This window comes from Comamonas sediminis, assembly GCF_041107495.1.
GTDB lineage: Bacteria > Pseudomonadota > Gammaproteobacteria > Burkholderiales > Burkholderiaceae_C > Comamonas > Comamonas sediminis.
Genome location: NZ_JBGBDC010000011.1, coordinates 108,076 through 125,080 on the forward strand (window position 1 = coordinate 108,076; position 17,005 = coordinate 125,080).

The window sequence follows — 17,005 nt, forward strand, 5'->3', positions numbered from 1 at the left end:
TCAGCGCTTGGGCTGGCGCGCTGGCTGTGGGGCGGGCGGTTGGGCCGGCTGTTGCGGCGGGGGCGCTGCTTCGCGGCCGTTCAGCTCGTCGCGCAGCTGTTGGGCGCGGGCCAGTTGGTCGCTGTGCCCCTGGGCGCGGGCATATTGCGCATAGGTGCTGAGCCACTGCCGCGCTTGCTGCGGGTCATTTTGTTCATGGGCCAGCACCATCAGCTGAAAGTAGCTGTCGTACACGGTGGCGTGGTCGCCAGCGCCTAGGGCGATCTGCAGGCGCTCTTGCAGGTAGTTGCGGGCGGCATCCACCTGGCCGAGCATGTAGCTGTTCTGCGCCAGGTTGGCCAGCAGGCCGCGCAGGCGCGGGGTCTCGCCCATCGCTTGCAGGCGCTCGCGCGCCACGGGCAGCAGCCGCTGGTTGGCTTGCAGCGCCTGGCGGTACTGGCCTTGCTCGTGCAGCACATAGCCCAGGTCTTCGTAGATGCCCAGCACCTGCAGCTGCGTGGGGAAGTCGGGCGGCTGCGGGGTGGGGGTGCTGTTGTCCCAGCGCATCTGCGTGGGCAGCTGGGCCACCTGTTGCAGCGGGTAGCGCACGGCCAGGGTCTGCACCTGTTTCAGCGCCGCCTCATAGCGCCCGCCTTCTGCCAACCAGCGGACGCTGGCAATGCTCAGCTCCAGATGCGGGTAGGCCCATTGCGGATCGCTGGGCTTGGGCATCGCCGTGATGGCCTTCTGCGCTGCCAGGCCCGCCTCAGACGGCATGCCACGGCGGCTGAACAGGGTGGCCTGGGTGTAGTACAGCCGGAAAAAATCCAGCGCCGGCGCCCTGGTGCGCTTGAGTATCGGTTCGAGCGCCTGCAAATCAGCGCTCATCGCACTGCCGCTGAAGCGCCCGCCTTCGGTAAACACCGCTGCGTAGAGCGGCGCAAAGCGCTTTTCAAAATTGTTGTTGCCCGTGGTGGGCAGCGCCGCTTCGGCCGGGGATGTGGCTACCGCATTGGCGTTGCCGCCGGTTTGTGCGGTGGCCAGCAAAGGCATGGCTGCAGCCAGGCTGGCCAGGGCAGCGATGCCCTGGGCCAGCAGCTGTTGGCGCATGCCTTGGCGCATCAGTCCGCCATTGCGCGCGTGATTACTTCGCGCACATCGTTGCTGAGCTTGGGCTTGGCGGCGACCTTGGCAATCGCGTCGCCTGCTGCGCTGCGGTAGGGCTCGGGCAGCTTCTTCCAGCGGTCCAGCGCCCGGGCCAGGCGGGCAGCCACTTGCGGGTTGAAGGCGTCCAACGCCACCACCTGCTCGGCCCAGAACGCGTAGCCAGCACCATCGGCGCGGTGGAAGCCACCGGGGTTGCCGTTGCAGTAGCTGAAGATCACGCTGCGGGCGCGGTTGGGGTTCTTGATGTTGAAGTCGGGCTGCTTCATCAGCGTGCGCACGGCGGGCAGGGCGCTGCCGTTCAGGTCCGGTGCGCTCGCTTGCAGCGCAAACCACTTGTCCAGCACCAGCTCGTCGTTCTTGAACATCTGGTGGAAGCTCTGGATGGCAGACTCAGCCAGCGGGCTGCCGCTCACCACCAGCGCGCTCAAGGCGTTGTAGCGGTCGGTCATGTTGCCTGCGTCCTTGTAGCGCTGCAGGGTCTTGCCAGGCCAGACCTTGTCACCCGATTCACGCGCGGCCACGCAGAGCATCAGCAGCGCGTGGCCGGCCAGTGCGCGCTTGCCGGCGCTCACCGCATCGGGCACATAGGCGCCGGTGTGGCTGCATTCGTCGTAGGCCCAGGCCCAGTCGGCAGCCAGCTCGGTGGCCAGTTGCTGGCGCATGGCTTCGCGCACCGCGTGCACGGTCTGCGGGTCGACCTGGTCGAGTTGCTCGGTGATATAGCCTTCGGAGGGCAGGGTCAGCGCCAGGTCCTTGAAGGCGGCGTCGAGCTGCGGATCGCGCAGCACGTCGCGCATGGCCTGCACAAACGATGCGGGCAGCAGATTGGCTTGCGGCGCAGCGGCATCGGCGCCAGCGGCGCTGCGCGCAGCAATGGCTTGCAGCGCAAAGCGCAGGCCCAGGCGTTGGCCGGCCTCCCAGCGGTTGAAGGCGTCTTCATCGTGGGCCAGCAGGTGGAGGAGGGCATCGTCGCTCTCTTCGATCTGCAGCACCACCGGGGCGCTGAAGTTGCGCAGCAGCGATGGGGCAGGGGCTTGCTCGACACCGTCAAAGACGATGGTGTGCGATTCCTCGGTCAGCACCACGGTGTGGTTGGTGGCGCTGTGGGCGATGCTGCTGAGCGCCTGGCTGGGGCGGATGTTCAGCGGCAGGCTGCGGCCATCGGCTGCCAGCAGGCCCAGCGTGATGGGGATCACAAACGGCTCCTTGCCAGGCTGGCCCGGGGTGGGCGGGCAGGACTGGGTCAGCGTCAGGGTGTAGGTCTGCGCTTCTGCGTCGTACACACCTTGCGCGGCCACGCGGGGCGTGCCGGACTGGCTGTACCAGCGCTTGAACTGCGGCAGGTGCTGGGCCAGTGGCGAGCCGGGGTTGGCATCGGCAATGGCCTGGGCAAAGTCGTCGCAGGTCACGGCCTGGCCGTCATGGCGCTCGAAGTAGAGCTTCATGCCCTTGGCAAAGCCTTCGCGGCCCACCAGGGTGGACTGCATGCGCACCACTTCCGAGCCCTTCTCGTAAATGGTGACGGTGTAGAAGTTGTTGATTTCGAGGTAGCTGTCCGGGCGCACGGGGTGGGCCATGGGGCCTGCGTCCTCGGGGAACTGCACAGTGCGCAGCACGCGTACATCGTCGATGCGCTTGACGGCGCGCGCCGAGGCGCTGCCAGCCATGTCCATGCTGAATTCCTGGTCGCGGAAGACGGTCAGGCCTTCCTTGAGCGAGAGCTGGAACCAGTCGCGGCAGGTGACGCGGTCACCCGTCCAGTTGTGGAAGTACTCGTGGCCCACCACCGACTCGATATTGGCGTAGTCGGCATCGGTCGCGGTGGCCTGGCTGGCCAGCACGTACTTGGTGTTGAAGATGTTCAAGCCCTTGTTCTCCATTGCGCCCATGTTGAAGTCGCTGGTGGCGACGATCATGAAGCGGTCCAGATCCAGGCTCAGGCCAAAGCGGGCTTCGTCCCAGGCGATCGAGGCCATCAGCGAGTTCATCGCGTGCTCGGTCTTCTCCAGGTCGCCGGGGCGCACAAAGACCTGCAGCAGGTGTTCGTTGCCAGCGCGGCTCTTGATCTTCTGCTCGCGGGCGACGAGGTTGCCGGCCACGAGCGCAAACAGGTAGCAGGGCTTTTTGTGCGGATCGACCCACTTGGCAAAGTGGCGGCCGTCGGGCAGATCGCCTTGCTCGACCAGGTTGCCGTTGGACAGCAGCACCGGGAACTGGGCCTTGTTGGCGCGCAAGGTCACGGTGTACATGGCCATCACATCGGGACGGTCCAGAAAATAGGTGATGCGGCGAAAGCCTTCGGCCTCGCACTGCGTGAAAAACGAGCCATTGCTGGTGTACAAGCCCATCAGCTTGGTGTTCTTCTCGGGCATGCAGGTGGTGAAGATCTCCAGATCCACTGGGTCGCTGCCCTCGGGCAGGTTCTCCAGCACCAGGTCCGAGCCGTCCATCTTGAACGAGGAGGCCGCGCCATTGACCATCACGCGGGCCAGGTTCAGCTCGTCGCCATTGAGGTGCAGCGGCTGCGCTGGCACATCGGGGTTGCGGCGAATGCGCATCTTGTTGAGCACGCGCGTCTTGGCCGGGTCCAGGTCAAAAGTCAGATCGACCGTATCAATCCACCATGCCGGGGCCTGGTAGTCGGCGCGGTACACGGTGTGTGCTTGTCCTTCACGCATCATGGAGCTTCTCCAAAAATTGGTTGTTGAGCAGGGTCGAGAAATCGGGCGCCCATGCCAATACATGGGGGCCGCTGAGTTGCTGTGCATCGTGCGTGGTGCCAATGCCCACCGCACGCATGCCGGCGCGCCGTGCCGCTTCAATGCCGTGCGGCGCATCTTCAAACACGATGCAGGCGGCCGGGTCTATCGCCAGGCGTTCGGCCGCCTTCAGAAAAATATCGGGGTGGGGCTTGCCGGGCAGGCCCTCGTCGCCACGCGCAATCGCCTGGGCCGGGGGCTGCATCTGCAGGTTGTCCAGCACAAAGCGTACATTGTCCTGGTCGCCTGCGGTGCCAATGGCCACTTTGAGGCCCATGTCTCGCGCCTGGGCATGAAAGCGCGCAAAGCCATCGACCGCGCAGAAGTGGGCGGCAAACAGCTCGCGGTAAATGCCTTCCTTCTCTGCGGTGATGCGCTCGCTCTCTTCGGCGCTCACCCTGCGGCCCATCAGCGCGCAGGCGCATTCAAAGGCGTTCTTGCCAGTGGTCTGCGCCATGAAGGCGGGCACATCCAGATCCATGGCGTGGCGGCGTGCGTATTCCACCCAGGCCTGCGTGTGCCAGGGCATCGAGTGGACCATGGTGCCGTCCATGTCAAAAATCAGCGCTTCGATCGCGGGCATTGGGCTTGTCTTCAGGTCCGTATCGGCTGGGAGGCCCAGCCGATCGATAGAGGGGCTGTGGCGCACCGCATGCGCGGCGGGGAGGGCGCGCTGCATAAGGTGGGCCACAGGTTTTTTTAAACGCCTTGCTTGAGCGAGGCTTCGATGAACACGTCCAGGTCGCCGTCCAGCACCTTTTGGGTGGCGGAGACTTCGACGTTGGTGCGCAGGTCCTTGATACGGCTGTTGTCCAGCACGTAGCTGCGGATCTGGTGGCCCCAGCCCACATCGGTCTTGGTGTCTTCCAGCTTTTGCTGCTCTTCCATACGCTTGCGCATTTCAAAGTCATAGAGCTTGGAGCGCAGGCGCTGCCAGGCCACATCGCGGTTGCTGTGCTGGCTACGGCCATCCTGGCACTGCACGACGATGCCGGTCGGGATGTGGGTCAGGCGCACGGCCGAGTCGGTCTTGTTGATGTGCTGGCCACCCGCGCCGGAGGCACGGTAGGTGTCGGTACGCACATCCGAGGGGTTGATGTTGATCTCGATGGAGTCATCAATCTCGGGGTAGACAAACAGCGACGAGAAGCTGGTGTGGCGGCCGCCCGACGAATCAAACGGGCTCTTGCGCACCAGGCGGTGCACACCGGTTTCGGTGCGCAGCAGGCCAAAGGCGTACTCGCCCTCGACCTTGATCGTGGCGCTCTTGATGCCGGCGACGTCGCCCGGGGTTTCTTCTTCGACGGTGGCCTTGAAGCCCTTGCGCTCGGCGTACTTGAGGTACTGGCGCAGCAGCATGCTGGCCCAGTCGCAAGCCTCAGTGCCACCGGCGCCGGCCTGGATGTCGATAAAGCAGTTGAGTGGGTCGGCCTCGTTGCGGAACATGCGGCGGAATTCGAGCTCCTCGATCAGCGGGCGCAGCTTGGCAGCCTCGGCTTCGATGGTTTCCAGCCCGGCGTCATCGCCTTCTTCCTTGCTCATCTCAAAGAGCTCGGTGTTGTCCGCCAGCTCACTGGTCAGCTTCTGCAAGGTCAGCACGACGGAGTCGAGTGCCTTCTTTTCCTTGCCCAGCTCCTGGGCCTTCTTGGGGTCGTTCCAGACGCTGGGGTCTTCCAGCGAGGCGTTTACCGTGCGCAGTCGTTCGTACTTTGCATCGTAGTCAAAGATACCTCCGAAGCTCTTCTGTCCGGCTGGACAGGTCTTCGAGGGTGTTGCCGATTTGGTTGATGCGTTCTGCTTCCATGTCACTGTGTCCTATTATTGCGGTCTAGCCTGCTATTGTCGCATGCTGGCAGGGCTTGGCCGGCCAGTGGTGCTTTAGGGCATATGCTTGATAAATAATGTTTTTGCTCCCGCTGCGCGGCGTTTGCGGCGGCGGTCGTGGCGGGGCTCACTTCCAGGCAAACCGGGGCTGGTCAAAATGCGCCACCCGGGTGGGCTGGGCGCGCAGGCACACCTCACGAAACTGGTACAAGAATGCGGCCGTGGGCGCAGCCACCCAGCTCTTGCCCATCGGCATGCGCAATACCGGGTGCGGCGAGGCATCGGTCTGCTCCAGCATGGGCGCATCGCTGCGCAGCAGCTCGGTCAGCGGGATGCGGTGCACGCTGGCCACTTCATCGGGGTTGGGCTGGAGCTGGGCGGTGGCGCCGGCCCACACCACCACCGGGGTGATGACAAAGCCCGAACGCGTGGCGTAATCATCGAGGCACCCGAGCACCTGGCTGGGCGGCAGCAGCAGGCCTGCTTCTTCATGCAACTCGCGCAACGCGGCTTGCGCGGCAGTCTCGCCGGTCTCGATGCGGCCTCCGGGCAGCGCCCATTGGCCTGGGTGGTTGCGCAAGTGCAAGGCGCGGCGGGTCAGCAGCAGCGCGGCCTCATTGCTCCACTGGGCGGGGCGCTGCATGCCTTCGAGCCCGGCGCCTGGGCCTTCGTCCAGCAGCACCAGCGCGACCGCTGCCTGCGCCTGGCCGCCACCGCCCATGCGCTGCACCTCAAAATGCTGCAGGCTGTGGTGGATGCGCGAACGCAGGGCGTCGCTCAGGGCTAGGGCGTTGTTCATAGGGCTGCTGCATTGTAGAAGCGGCCCGGCGAGCCTGGGGGCGCCGGCGAGACAGTCGCCGTTGCCGTGGCGGCTGATGGGGCCGGATCAATTAGGGTGGGTCTTGTGGCGCAGGCAGACCTGGAACATCCACCCAAAAGCCGCATCAGGGCCAAATTGTGCCGGCAGCGGTTCGCCCGTTGCCAGCAGCAGCTTGCCGTGCAGGACGCTGGCATTGCTGGGGAGAGAGGTAATCAGAATCTCGGGGCCACACCCCCCTGGCAGCAGCACCCGCAGAGTCTGGCCGGGCCGGAAGTGGAGGGGGCCTTGCGGTTCAAATATGAGCCGGACGGTGCCATGGCCGTGTCCGCTGGTATCGCAAAGCATGCAATGGACGATACCCTGAAGGGAAGGTTGCGCAGTGAGTGGATCTTTGTCGTGATGCCCCGGCCCCATGCCGCTGAAGGCCCGTGCTTGTCTGCCATGGTCAGCGCACTGCGAGCAGTGGACTTCGGTGCACCGCGTGGGCAGGGTCTTGCCGATTTGGGGCCTAGGCTCACGCGGCTTGTCCGGGCGGGGGAATGGCGGAGGGTGGCTGTGGTGATTGGGCGGCTGGAACATCATGGGGCTGTCTCGGTATCTGTATTGAACGAAGCAATGGTTTCGATAGTTTTTTATAAATGGTAAAAGGTGAAGCTTCTATAGAACTTACGGGCGTTTGGCGACTGATGTAGATCAAAAGACGGCTGAATGGCACTTGACAGCGGTAGGGGCGGTTGCAAGGCGCTGCATGGTGTGGGTGTCGTCAGCGGTCGCGGGCCCCAGAGCCGTCTCAGATGGTGGCCATGGCCAGCAAGGTGTCAAAAAATGCTTTTACACTTGGTTTTTTGACCGACTTCGCCGAATTTTTCTTATGCAAGACATCCTCCTTGGCCGCAGTGATTTGAAGGTTTCGCCCATTTGCCTGGGCACGATGACGTTTGGCGAGCAAGTCAGCGAGAGCGATGCCCATGCGATGCTCAGCCACTCGCTGGAGCGCGGCGTGTATTTCTGGGACACGGCAGAGATGTACGCGGTGCCCGCCCGCGCCGAAACCTATGGCGCCACCGAGACCATCATCGGCAACTGGTTCAAGGCCAACCCGGGCCTGCGTGACAAGGTGGTGCTGGCCAGCAAGGTGGCCGGCCCGTCGCGCGGCATGCCTTGGGTGCGTGAGGGCAAGGGCATGACGGCGGCGGACATCGTGGCCTCCTGTGACGCCAGCCTGCGCCGCCTGCAGACCGATGTGATCGACCTCTACCAGATCCACTGGCCCGAGCGCCATGTGCCCGCCTTCGGCAATCTGTACTACGACCCGAAGAAGGAAACCAGCGAGACGACGATTGGTGAACAGCTGCAGGCGCTGGCCGGGCTGGTCAAGGCGGGCAAGATCCGCCACATTGGCCTGTCCAACGAAACGCCCTACGGCGTGCACGAGTTTGTACGCCTGGCCGAGCAGCATGGCCTGCCGCGCGTGGCCAGCGTTCAAAACCCGTACTGCCTGATCAACCGCAGCTGGGAGAACGGCCTGGATGAGACCTGCGACCGCCTGGGCGTGTCGCTGCTGGCGTATTCGCCGCTGGCCTTTGGCCTGCTGACGGGCAAATACGACGACAGCGGCATCACCGGCCCGCAGGCGCCGCAGGGAGCACGCATTGCCAGCTATGAATCGGTGCGCAAGCAGCGCTGGGGCCGCCCTGAGGCGCTGGAAGCGGCCAGGCGCTACAACCAGCTGGCGCGCGACCATGGCCTGACCCCCACCGCCTTGGCGCTGGCGTTTTGCTATAGCAAATGGCAGGTAGGCAGCACCATCATCGGTGTGCGCACCATGGAGCAGCTGGACGAAGACCTCAATGTCTGGGGCACGCAACTGTCCGAGGCCTTGCTGCAAGAAATCGACGCGCTGCGCTGGGCGCTGGGCGATCCGGCGCAATAAGCTTCGCCGTCCGTTACCGGGCGATTGACGGACTGGTAACGGCAGTGACCCGCAGGCCCTGGTGCAAACCAGGGCCTTTGGCATTGCAAAGGCCGCTATGCTTGGCGGCGCCCCGCCCATTTTTTCGAGACAATTGAGGCAGATTTTGAATGGCGCCTGCCGCCATCCAGTGAGCTATGAGCAAAAAAAACCATATCAGCGAAACGCCGGCCACCCAGTTTTTGAAGGCGCACAAGGTGGCGTTTACCGAGCATCCCTACGACTATGTGGAGCATGGCGGCACGTCCGAGTCGGCCCGCCAGTTGGGGCTCGATGAGCATGTCGTCGTCAAGACCCTGGTGATGCAGAACCAGGATGCCAAGCCGCTGATCGTGCTGATGCATGGCGACTGCAAGGTGTCGACCAAGAGCCTGGCGCGCCAGATTGGCGCCAAGAGCATTGAGCCCTGCACACCCGAAGTGGCCAGCCGCCACAGCGGCTACCTGGTGGGCGGTACCTCGCCGTTTGGGCTGCGCAAGGCGATGCCGGTATACATTCAAGAGACGATTCTGGACTTGCCGCGCATCGCCATCAACGGCGGGCGGCGTGGTTTTTTGGTGCAGATCGACCCCAAAGCATGCGTTGAAGTGCTCGGCGCCCAGCCGGTGCAATGCGCGCTGGCAGAATGACGCCTGCATTTCAGTGACATCAACCAGCTTGGCGCCCGCCACCGGCGCGCGCGAGCAAGGGGAGCAATTTGAGTACCGTTTATTCCATCCTGGCCACCATCCTGGCCTACCTCATCGGTTCGTTGTCGTTCGCGGTGATCGTCAGCCGCAGCATGGGTCTGAGTGACCCGCGCACCTATGGCAGCAAAAACCCGGGCGCCACCAATGTGCTGCGTTCGGGCAGCAAGGCGGCCGCCATCGTGACCTTGCTGCTGGATGCCGCCAAGGGTTGGCTGCCCGTCGCGCTGGTGGCCTGGTTTGGCAAACCCTATGGCCTGGAAGAGGGCACGATGGCGCTGGTGGGTATTGCGGCATTCCTGGGCCATCTCTGGCCGGTGTTCTTCAAGTTTGAAGGCGGCAAGGGCGTGGCAACGGCACTGGGCGTGCTGCTGGGTTTTAGCGGCTGGCTGGGTTTGCTTACCCTGCTGGCCTGGGTGGCGGTAGCCGCCATCTGGCGTTATTCGTCGCTGTCGTCGCTGGTGGCGGCGGTGCTGGCGCCCGTGTTCTACATCCTCATCGGTGGTGAGCTCTGGGATTTTCATGCCGAGATCTTTGTCGCGATTCTGGCCATGTCGGCCTTGCTGGTCTACCGCCACAAGCTCAACATCCAGCGCCTGGTGGAAGGCAAGGAATCCAAGCTGGGCCAGAAGAAAACCAAGTGATGCAACGCGCTGCCCACGGGCAGACGGCAGGAGGGCTGAACACCATCGCGGGTTCAGCCCTTTTGTTTTGCCGAGGTTCAGCGCCGCGGCCGGGCGCTATTTGATCCGGTCCAAGGTCATCTGCGGGCCGGCGCGTTTCATCTCAAAGGCATTCAGAAAACTGTTGCCCAGCAGCACATAGGGCATGTTGGCGGAGGTGACCACGGCATCCACATTGCGCAGTTCCACATCGGAGATGCGCACGCTGCTCAGCTGCAGATACCAGCCGTCGCTGACGCCATTGGCAGTGCCCATGCGCACCGCACGGCCCTTGCGGTAGTCAATGCCCAGCTTGAGCGCTTCGCTCATCCCCAGGCTGACCGTCGTGGCCCCCGTATCGACCAGAAAACGCGTGGCCTTGCCGTTGATCATGCCGGCCGTCATGAAATGGCCGCTGGCATCGGCCGCCAACACAATGCGGCCGGTGTTGCTGACGGGCAGCGCGGCATCGGCCACGCTGACCGGCGACTCGCCCATGCGCAGGTTATGGGCCACGCCGGCAATGCTGACCCGCGCCTGCCCATCGTTGACCTTGAGGACCTGCACCTGCTGGTAGCTGCTGCCAGCAGCCACTGCCTTGGGCGCCCGGCCATCGATGACCAGCAAGGCCTTGTCGCCCAGAATGCCGGCGAGCGCCACTGAGCGGGGGCCTTCGGCCGCATCTTGGGCATGGGCTGCCCAGCTCGCGCTGCCACACAGGGCCCATGCCAGCAGCCAGCAGTGCAGGCGGGCGGGCGCGGGGCGGGCTGGGGAGAACAAAGGCTTCATAGGTGGCGAGGCAGGGGTATGGGTGCAGGCGCTCGGGCAGTGCCGAGGCCCATGGCGGCTATCGGCGGGGCGATGGCTTTACATCGTAAACGAAGCGGCATGCGCCAGGACCCGGGATTTATTTTTTTGACCCAAGGGCTAGCCCGTTGTTTTTTGGAAAAGTAACTGCCAGTTGAAGGTTAATACATTGCTATTGATAATTGTTATCATTAGCATTCCTGACTCAAATTTACAAGCCGTTAACCAAGCGGAATTATTGTTTCAGGAGTTTTCAATGATCCAAGCCCTTCGCAGCGAGACGCTCGCGCGTACAAGAGGCGAGCGCGCCGGCCTGTCGGTTGCCGCGCTGTTGATGCTGGCGGCGATGCCGGCCATGGCGCAAGAGCACACGTTGCCAACGGTCCAGGTGTCGGCCGACCAGTTCGATCCCGACGATGTGCGCCCCGAAGGCGTGACCACGGCGACCAAGACCTATATGGCGCCCAAGGACATCCCGCAGACCATCGACACCTTGGAAGTCAACAAGTTTAAGAGCTACGGCATCAATGATCTGTCGGTCATGCTCGATGGCGTGCCGGGCGTCAATACCAGCTACGACATGCGTGGCGAGGGGGTGATGATCCGCGGCTTCAATGCCGACAGCGGCGACATCTACCGCGACGGCGTGCGCGAATCCGGCCAGGTGCGCCGCAGCACCGCCAATGTGGAGCGCATCGAGATTCTGAAAGGCCCCGCCTCGGTGCTTTACGGCCGTGGCGCTGGCGGCGGTGTGGTCAACATGGTCAGCAAGCAGGCACGCTTTGATGGCGTCAGCAGCGTCACGCTGCGCGGTGGCTCCTGGGAGAACGTGGGCGGCACCATCGACATCAACCGGGTGATCAGCCCCAATGTGGTCATGCGCCTGACGGCCGACCGCGAGCAGGCGCACAGCTTTCGCAGCGGCATCCGCAACCGCAACGAGATGGTCTCGCCCAGCATCCTGGTCGATACGCGCACGGGCCTGCGCTGGACCGGCCAGTACACCTATGACAACGTCTGGCGCGTGCCGGACCGGGGCCCTGCCTACGACCAGATGCCGCCGGGCATGTCGCTGCGCCAGGGCTTTGCCCAGCCAGGCGACTTTGTCGAAGACCGCCTGCGCGTGCTGCGCTCGGACCTGTCCTATGAGTTCAACAAGGCCTGGAGCGTGCGCTGGGTGGCCAGCAAGCGTGAAGCCAGCCAGGACTTTGACCACTACTTTGCCGGCACCTACTGCAACCTCCAGGGCCTGACCCCGGCGGGCGCCAAGTGCGCCAACCCCGGTCTGCTGCGCCAAAGCTATGCCTGGCAGCAAACCGAGAACCGCACCACCACCCACACCGTCGATGTGACCGGCAAGCTGGACCTGGCCGGCATGCGCCATGAGTTGCTGCTGGGCGTGGAGCACAGCGAGGAAGAGCGCGCGCCGCGCCTCTTCAGCACCGCCAACAGCAATGGCTATATCGACCCGAACAACCCGGTGTTCGATGCCGTGCGCCCGCCCCAAGGCACGCCATCGCAGCACAACCTGCACAAAGGCACGGCCCGCGCGCTGTATGTGCAGGATCTGATCAGCCTGAGCGACCAGTGGAAGCTGCTGCTGGGTGCGCGCTATGACAACTTTGACTTCAACAGCACCAACCAGCTCAACAAGGCCAGCCGCAGTACCGATGGCCACTCGGTCAGCCCCCGCGCCGGCCTGGTCTGGCAGCCGGTGCGTGAGCACAGCCTGTATGCGTCCTGGAGCCGCAGCTTCTCGCCCTATGGCGGCCGGGGCATGCTGTTGGTCGATACTGCTCCTGGCGCAGTGCTGGACGACGAGCCCCAGCATTCGCAGCAGTTCGAGGTGGGGGTGAAGAGCGATTGGCTCGATGGCGCGCTGTCCACACAGCTGGCCGTCTACCAGCTGGAGCACTACAACATCCGCTACCGCCCCGATCCGGACAACGACCCCTTCACCTGGGCGGTGCGTGGCAAGGAGCGCTCGCGCGGTATCGAGTTCAGCGCGGCCGGACGTGTCGCACCATTCTGGTATGTGCGTGGCGGCGTCGGCATCATGGCGGCCAAGGTCACCGAGAACAAGGCCAACCCCGCGCTGGAAGGCAACTACCTGGCCAACACCGCGCGCCGCAATGGCAATGTCTTTCTGCGCTATGCGCCCGCAGGCAACTGGTACGCCGAGCTGGGTGTGACCCACACCAGCGCCCGCTACACCAATGACGCCAACACCAGCCGCGTGCCGGGCTACACCCGATGGGATGGCCTGGTAGGCTGGCGCGCCGCGCCATGGACCGTCACCCTGGCGGTGTCCAACCTGACCAACAAGGAATACTGGCGCAGCAGCAGCATGCCCGGCACGCCGCGTGGTGCTCTGCTAAGCGCGAATTACCAGTTCTAAAAGGTAGGCGCCATAAAAACAGGCCGCGCTGCAAACCATGCAGCGCGGCCTGTTGGTATTTGACCGATGGCGGATCAGTCGCGGAAGTTGTTGAACGACAGCGGTACGTCGGTCACGTCTTTCTTCAGCAGCGCCATCGCCGCTTGCAGATCGTCGCGCTTGGCGCCGGTGATGCGCACGGCATCGCCCTGGATGGCAGCCTGCACCTTCATCTTGCTGTCCTTGATGAGCTTCTGGATCTTCTTGGCCAGCTCCTGCTCGATGCCGTTGCGCACCTTGATCACTTGCTTGACCTTGTCGCCGCCGACCTTTTGCACATCGCCCTTGTCCAGAAAGCGCACATCCACATTGCGCTTGGTCAGCTTGTTGCGCAGGATGTCTTCGACCTGCACGAGCTGGAAGTCGGCATCGCCGTACATGATGATCTCTTTGTCCTTGAGCTCGATACCGGCCGACGTTCCCTTGAAGTCGAAACGGGTGCCAATTTCCTTGGCGGAATTCTCAACAGCGTTCTTCACCTCGACGAAGTCGGCTTCGCAAACCGTGTCAAACGATGGCATAAATACTCTCCTTGCAGGCCAGGCTGAGCGCCTGAGTGGGTCGCGACAAGTGCGACAATCTACCGATGTTAGTCGAGAAAAATGCCCCGCTGCAGCAATACAACACCTTTGGCATCATGGCGCGGGCCATGAACCTGGTGCGCGTGCAGGCCCCGCAGGATATCCGTGATTTTCTGGCCCAGCCCCCGTTGGGCGCCAGCCGCCAGGTGGTGGTGCTGGGGGGCGGCAGCAATATCGTTATCACTGGCGATGTCGAGCCCACCGTCTTCAAGATGGAAATCATGGGCAAGCGCCTGGTCGAAGAGACCGACAAGCACTACATCATCGAGGTCGGTGCCGGTGAAGTCTGGCACGAGGTGGTCGCCTGGAGCCTGGCCCAGGGCTACCCCGGGCTGGAGAACCTGGCGCTGATCCCCGGCACCGCAGGTGCGGCGCCGGTGCAGAACATTGGCGCCTATGGCGTGGAGCTGCAAGACCGCTTTGACTCGCTCGATGCGATCGACCTGAGCAATGGCGAACACTTCAGCCTGCAGGCGGCGCAGTGCGCGTTTGGCTACCGGGATTCGGTGTTCAAGCATGCGCCGGCCGAAACCATGCCGCTGACGATGATCGCCCGCGCCACCGGCGTCGCCGAGCCCCGGGGGATGGGGCTGGCGGGCCGCGCGGTGATCACCCATGTGCGCCTGCGCCTGGCCAAGGATTGGAAGCCCGAGCTGGGCTACCTGGACCTAGCCCGCAAGCAGGCCGAAAAGGGCATTGCGCAGCCCACCGCCCAGGATATTTTTGACTGGGTGGTGGAGATACGCCGCGCCAAGCTGCCCGATCCGGCGCAGATCGGCAATGCCGGCAGCTTTTTCAAGAACCCGCAGGTCACGGCCGACCAGTGCGAGGACATCATCGCGCGCGAGCCCAAAATCGTGCACTACCCGATGCTCGATGGAAGCATCAAGCTGGCTGCGGGCTGGATGATCGATGCCTGCGGCTGGCGCGGCAAAAGCATTGGCAAGGCCGGTGTGTATGACCGCCAGGCGCTGGTGCTGGTCAACCTGGGCGCAGGGGAGGGCAGCGTTACCGGCGGTGAGGTGGTCACCTTGGCGCGCGCGATCCAGACCAGCGTCTATGAGCGCTTTGGTATCCAGCTGGAGCCGGAACCGGTCGTCTGGTAGGCGCTAACGCCGCTTTGCACCCATTGGTGGGCGCAGATCAGCGCTTGGCAGGCGGTATCCAGCGCGCCAGGGCAGCGGCCGCACCCCAGGCCAGCAGGCCAATGCAGGCAATGCCGCTGGCCAGCGACAGGCTGCCGGCCAGAAACGACAGCAGCGCTGGCCCGAGCGATGAGCCCAGATCGGCCGCCAGGCGCCATATCCCCAGAAAATGCGCCCGGGCATGGCGTGGTGCGTGGTCGGCGCCCAAGGTCATGATCAGGCCTGAGCCAATGCCGTTGCCAAAGCCCAGCGCCATCGCGGCCAGCAGCAAGGTCATCACGGTGCCGGTCAGCGGCATCAGCAGCATGGCGGTGCCCATCACCAGCATCGATGGCACGGCCACCCAGCGCCGGCCTTTCAGGTCCATCAGCTTGCCGGCGGGGTAGAAGACCAGCATGTCGATGGCGCCAGCCAGCCCGTACACCAGCGATGCGGCTGCAGGCGCCAGCGCCAGATGGTCGGCCCACAGCGGAATGACCACCTGGCGCGAGGCGCGCACGGCGCTGACCAGCAGCACGCCCATGCCCAAGGTGAGAAACAGCCGGTGGTGATCGCGCAGAATGCCTGCGATGGACGGCGCCTCGGTCGGCAGCGGCTGGCCCGGAAGCGCAGCGGGGGCCGCCAGATCGGGTACACGCAGGCCAATGGCTGCGGCGCAGAGCACGCCCACAATTCCGACCGCAAAGGCGGCATGCAGCCCCCAGGCATGCATGGCCCAGGCACCAATGAAGGGGCCGATGAACATGCCGATGCGCATTACCCCACCCAGGGTGGACAGCGCACGGGCGCGGAACGACACCGGCACCGCCTCAGTCAGATAGCTTTGCCGCGCCAGGTTGTAGACCGCCTGCGACATGCCCACCATCAGGCAGCCCAGCGCAAACAGCCAGAGCTGCTGGGTGGCCAGGCACAGGGCCATGCCCAGCGCGCTCCACAGGCCTGCGGCCACAATCGCCCAGCGCTCGCCCCAGCGGGCTGTGATCAGCGAGGCCGGGATATTGCTGAGCAACGAGCCAATGCTGACCAGCCCCACCACCAGCGCTGCGAGGGGAACCGAGGCGCCCAGATCGCGCGCCATCAGCACAATGACCGGCAGCACCGCACCCTCGCCAATGCCAAACAGCAGCGAGGGGCCAAAGGCGGCCACCGCGATGCGGCGCAGCGAAAACTCTGCGCCGCTGTCTGCGACCGGATCGGATGCGGGAGGCGGGGAGCTGGGCGTGCCCATGTTGGGTGATGGGGTATCGGATCTGCGCTGAAGGGCCGGGATTGAGGGGTGCTGCTGAAAACCTCCTCAAGGTTCTCGGCAGCACCGGGCGCTATTTTGCGCCTGCCCGGCGCTCGGATCGCGCAGGTCCTGTCGCGGGCAGAACTTGGCCTGCGCGGTTTACTTCAGGCTGCCCGAGAGGAAGCGTGCCAGGCGCTCGCTCTTGGGGTTGGCCAGCACCTCGCGCGGCGGGCCTTGCTCTTCGATCAGGCCCTGGTGCAGGAAGATCACATGGTTGGAGACCTCGCGGGCAAAGCCCATTTCATGGGTGACGACCAGCATGGTGCGGCCTTCCTGGGCCAGCACCTGCATGACCCGCAGCACTTCGCCGACCAGCTCGGGGTCGAGGGCAGAGGTGGGCTCGTCAAACAGCATCACTTCGGGCTCCACCGCCAGCGCGCGGGCAATGGCCACGCGCTGCTGCTGGCCGCCGCTCATGTGGTTGGGGTAGCTGTCTTCCTTGTTCTCCAGGCCCACGAGCTGGAGGTACTTGCGGGCACGGGCCACGGCCTCGTCCTTGCTGATGCCCAGCACATGCACCGGCACTTCAATGATGTTCTGCAGCACGGTCATGTGTGCCCAGAGGTTGAAGTGCTGGAACACCATGGCCAGCTTGCTGCGCAGGCGCTGGAGCTGCTTGGGGTCGACGGCGTCCAGCGCGCCATTGCGGCCGGTGCGCAGCTGCAGTGCTTCGCCGGCGACGATGATCTGGCCCTGCTGCGGTTGCTCCAGCAGGTTGATGCAGCGCAAAAAGGTGCTCTTGCCCGAGCCGGAGCTGCCGATGATGCTGATCACGTCGCCAGCACAGGCATTGAGCGAGACGCCCTTGAGCACCTGGTTGCTGCCATAGCTCTTGTGGATGTCCAGCGCCTGCAGTTTGTAGTTGGATGCGTTCATAT

14 protein-coding genes are annotated in these 17,005 nt (G+C 64.2%); 5 read left to right on the plus strand and 9 right to left on the minus strand.

Annotated features, from left to right (window positions below; translation table 11 throughout):
* From AB7A72_RS22020 to AB7A72_RS22040, 5 genes are all read right to left on the minus strand, one after another.
* Complete coding sequence (locus tag AB7A72_RS22020; RefSeq protein WP_369461177.1) at positions 1–1,101, minus strand: tetratricopeptide repeat protein; 1,101 nt, start codon at positions 1,099–1,101, stop codon at positions 1–3.
* Entirely contained in the window at positions 1,101–3,827 is a 2,727-nt protein-coding gene (gene pepN, locus AB7A72_RS22025; protein WP_369461178.1) for an aminopeptidase N, read from the minus strand. The genes AB7A72_RS22020 and pepN overlap by 1 nt, the downstream gene beginning before the upstream one ends.
* Positions 3,817–4,488: an HAD family hydrolase gene (locus tag AB7A72_RS22030; RefSeq protein ID WP_369461179.1), complete on the minus strand. Its 672-nt coding sequence runs from the start codon at positions 4,486–4,488 to the stop codon at positions 3,817–3,819. Before AB7A72_RS22030 ends, pepN begins: the two co-directional genes overlap by 11 nt.
* Before the next feature lie 116 nt (positions 4,489–4,604).
* Positions 4,605–5,709 (minus strand): peptide chain release factor 2 gene (gene prfB, locus AB7A72_RS22035; RefSeq protein ID WP_239812294.1). Its coding sequence is split into 2 segments (ribosomal slippage): positions 4,605–5,627 and positions 5,629–5,709, totalling 1,104 coding nucleotides; the frame shifts between segments, so codons are not numbered across the junction.
* Positions 5,710–5,856: 147 nt separating this feature from the next.
* Positions 5,857–6,528 carry an NUDIX hydrolase gene (locus tag AB7A72_RS22040; protein WP_369461180.1) on the minus strand — a complete coding sequence of 224 codons (672 nt, stop codon included), beginning with the start codon at positions 6,526–6,528 and terminating at the stop codon, positions 5,857–5,859.
* Positions 6,529–7,420: 892 nt separating this feature from the next.
* On the opposite strand from AB7A72_RS22040, the gene AB7A72_RS22045 reads away from it, so the two are divergent.
* The 3 genes from AB7A72_RS22045 to plsY all read left to right on the plus strand — a co-directional run bounded on the left by AB7A72_RS22045 (position 7,421) and on the right by plsY (position 9,851).
* Positions 7,421–8,482 carry an aldo/keto reductase gene (locus tag AB7A72_RS22045; protein WP_369461181.1) on the plus strand — a complete coding sequence of 354 codons (1,062 nt, stop codon included), beginning with the start codon at positions 7,421–7,423 and terminating at the stop codon, positions 8,480–8,482.
* A gap of 176 nt (positions 8,483–8,658) precedes the next feature.
* Positions 8,659–9,150 (plus strand): Cys-tRNA(Pro) deacylase, encoded by a 492-nt coding sequence (gene ybaK, locus AB7A72_RS22050; RefSeq protein ID WP_369461182.1) that lies wholly within the window; start codon positions 8,659–8,661, stop codon positions 9,148–9,150.
* Between the two features lie 68 nt (positions 9,151–9,218).
* The gene (plsY, locus tag AB7A72_RS22055) at positions 9,219–9,851 is read left to right on the plus strand and encodes a glycerol-3-phosphate 1-O-acyltransferase PlsY (protein WP_312835006.1); all 633 of its coding nucleotides are present in this window, start codon (positions 9,219–9,221) and stop codon (positions 9,849–9,851) included.
* 96 nt (positions 9,852–9,947) lie between these two features.
* Here plsY and AB7A72_RS22060 read toward each other — a convergent pair whose 3' ends face one another.
* Positions 9,948–10,658, minus strand: coding sequence for a retropepsin-like aspartic protease family protein (locus tag AB7A72_RS22060; protein ID WP_369461183.1), 711 nt, complete (start codon positions 10,656–10,658; stop codon positions 9,948–9,950).
* Positions 10,659–10,932: 274 nt separating this feature from the next.
* Here AB7A72_RS22060 and AB7A72_RS22065 point away from each other — a divergent pair, with 274 nt between their 5' ends.
* Complete coding sequence (locus AB7A72_RS22065; protein ID WP_369461184.1) at positions 10,933–13,074, plus strand: TonB-dependent receptor; 2,142 nt, start codon at positions 10,933–10,935, stop codon at positions 13,072–13,074.
* Positions 13,075–13,148: 74 nt separating this feature from the next.
* On the opposite strand, the gene AB7A72_RS22070 is transcribed toward AB7A72_RS22065, so the two are convergent.
* Positions 13,149–13,634 (minus strand): YajQ family cyclic di-GMP-binding protein, encoded by a 486-nt coding sequence (locus tag AB7A72_RS22070; protein ID WP_021026760.1) that lies wholly within the window; start codon positions 13,632–13,634, stop codon positions 13,149–13,151.
* A gap of 65 nt (positions 13,635–13,699) precedes the next feature.
* On the opposite strand from AB7A72_RS22070, the gene murB reads away from it, so the two are divergent.
* Positions 13,700–14,800, plus strand: a complete 1,101-nt coding sequence (gene murB / locus AB7A72_RS22075) for a UDP-N-acetylmuramate dehydrogenase (RefSeq protein WP_133857172.1) — start codon at positions 13,700–13,702, stop codon at positions 14,798–14,800.
* Between the two features lie 37 nt (positions 14,801–14,837).
* On the opposite strand, the gene AB7A72_RS22080 is transcribed toward murB, so the two are convergent.
* Both AB7A72_RS22080 and AB7A72_RS22085 read right to left on the minus strand, forming a co-directional pair.
* Positions 14,838–16,067 (minus strand): MFS transporter, encoded by a 1,230-nt coding sequence (locus AB7A72_RS22080; protein WP_369461185.1) that lies wholly within the window; start codon positions 16,065–16,067, stop codon positions 14,838–14,840.
* A 159-nt stretch (positions 16,068–16,226) separates the two neighbouring features.
* On the minus strand, positions 16,227–17,003 hold the full coding sequence (locus tag AB7A72_RS22085) for an ABC transporter ATP-binding protein (protein ID WP_239812285.1): 777 nt from the start codon (positions 17,001–17,003) through the stop codon (positions 16,227–16,229).
* Positions 17,004–17,005 lie beyond the last annotated feature (2 nt).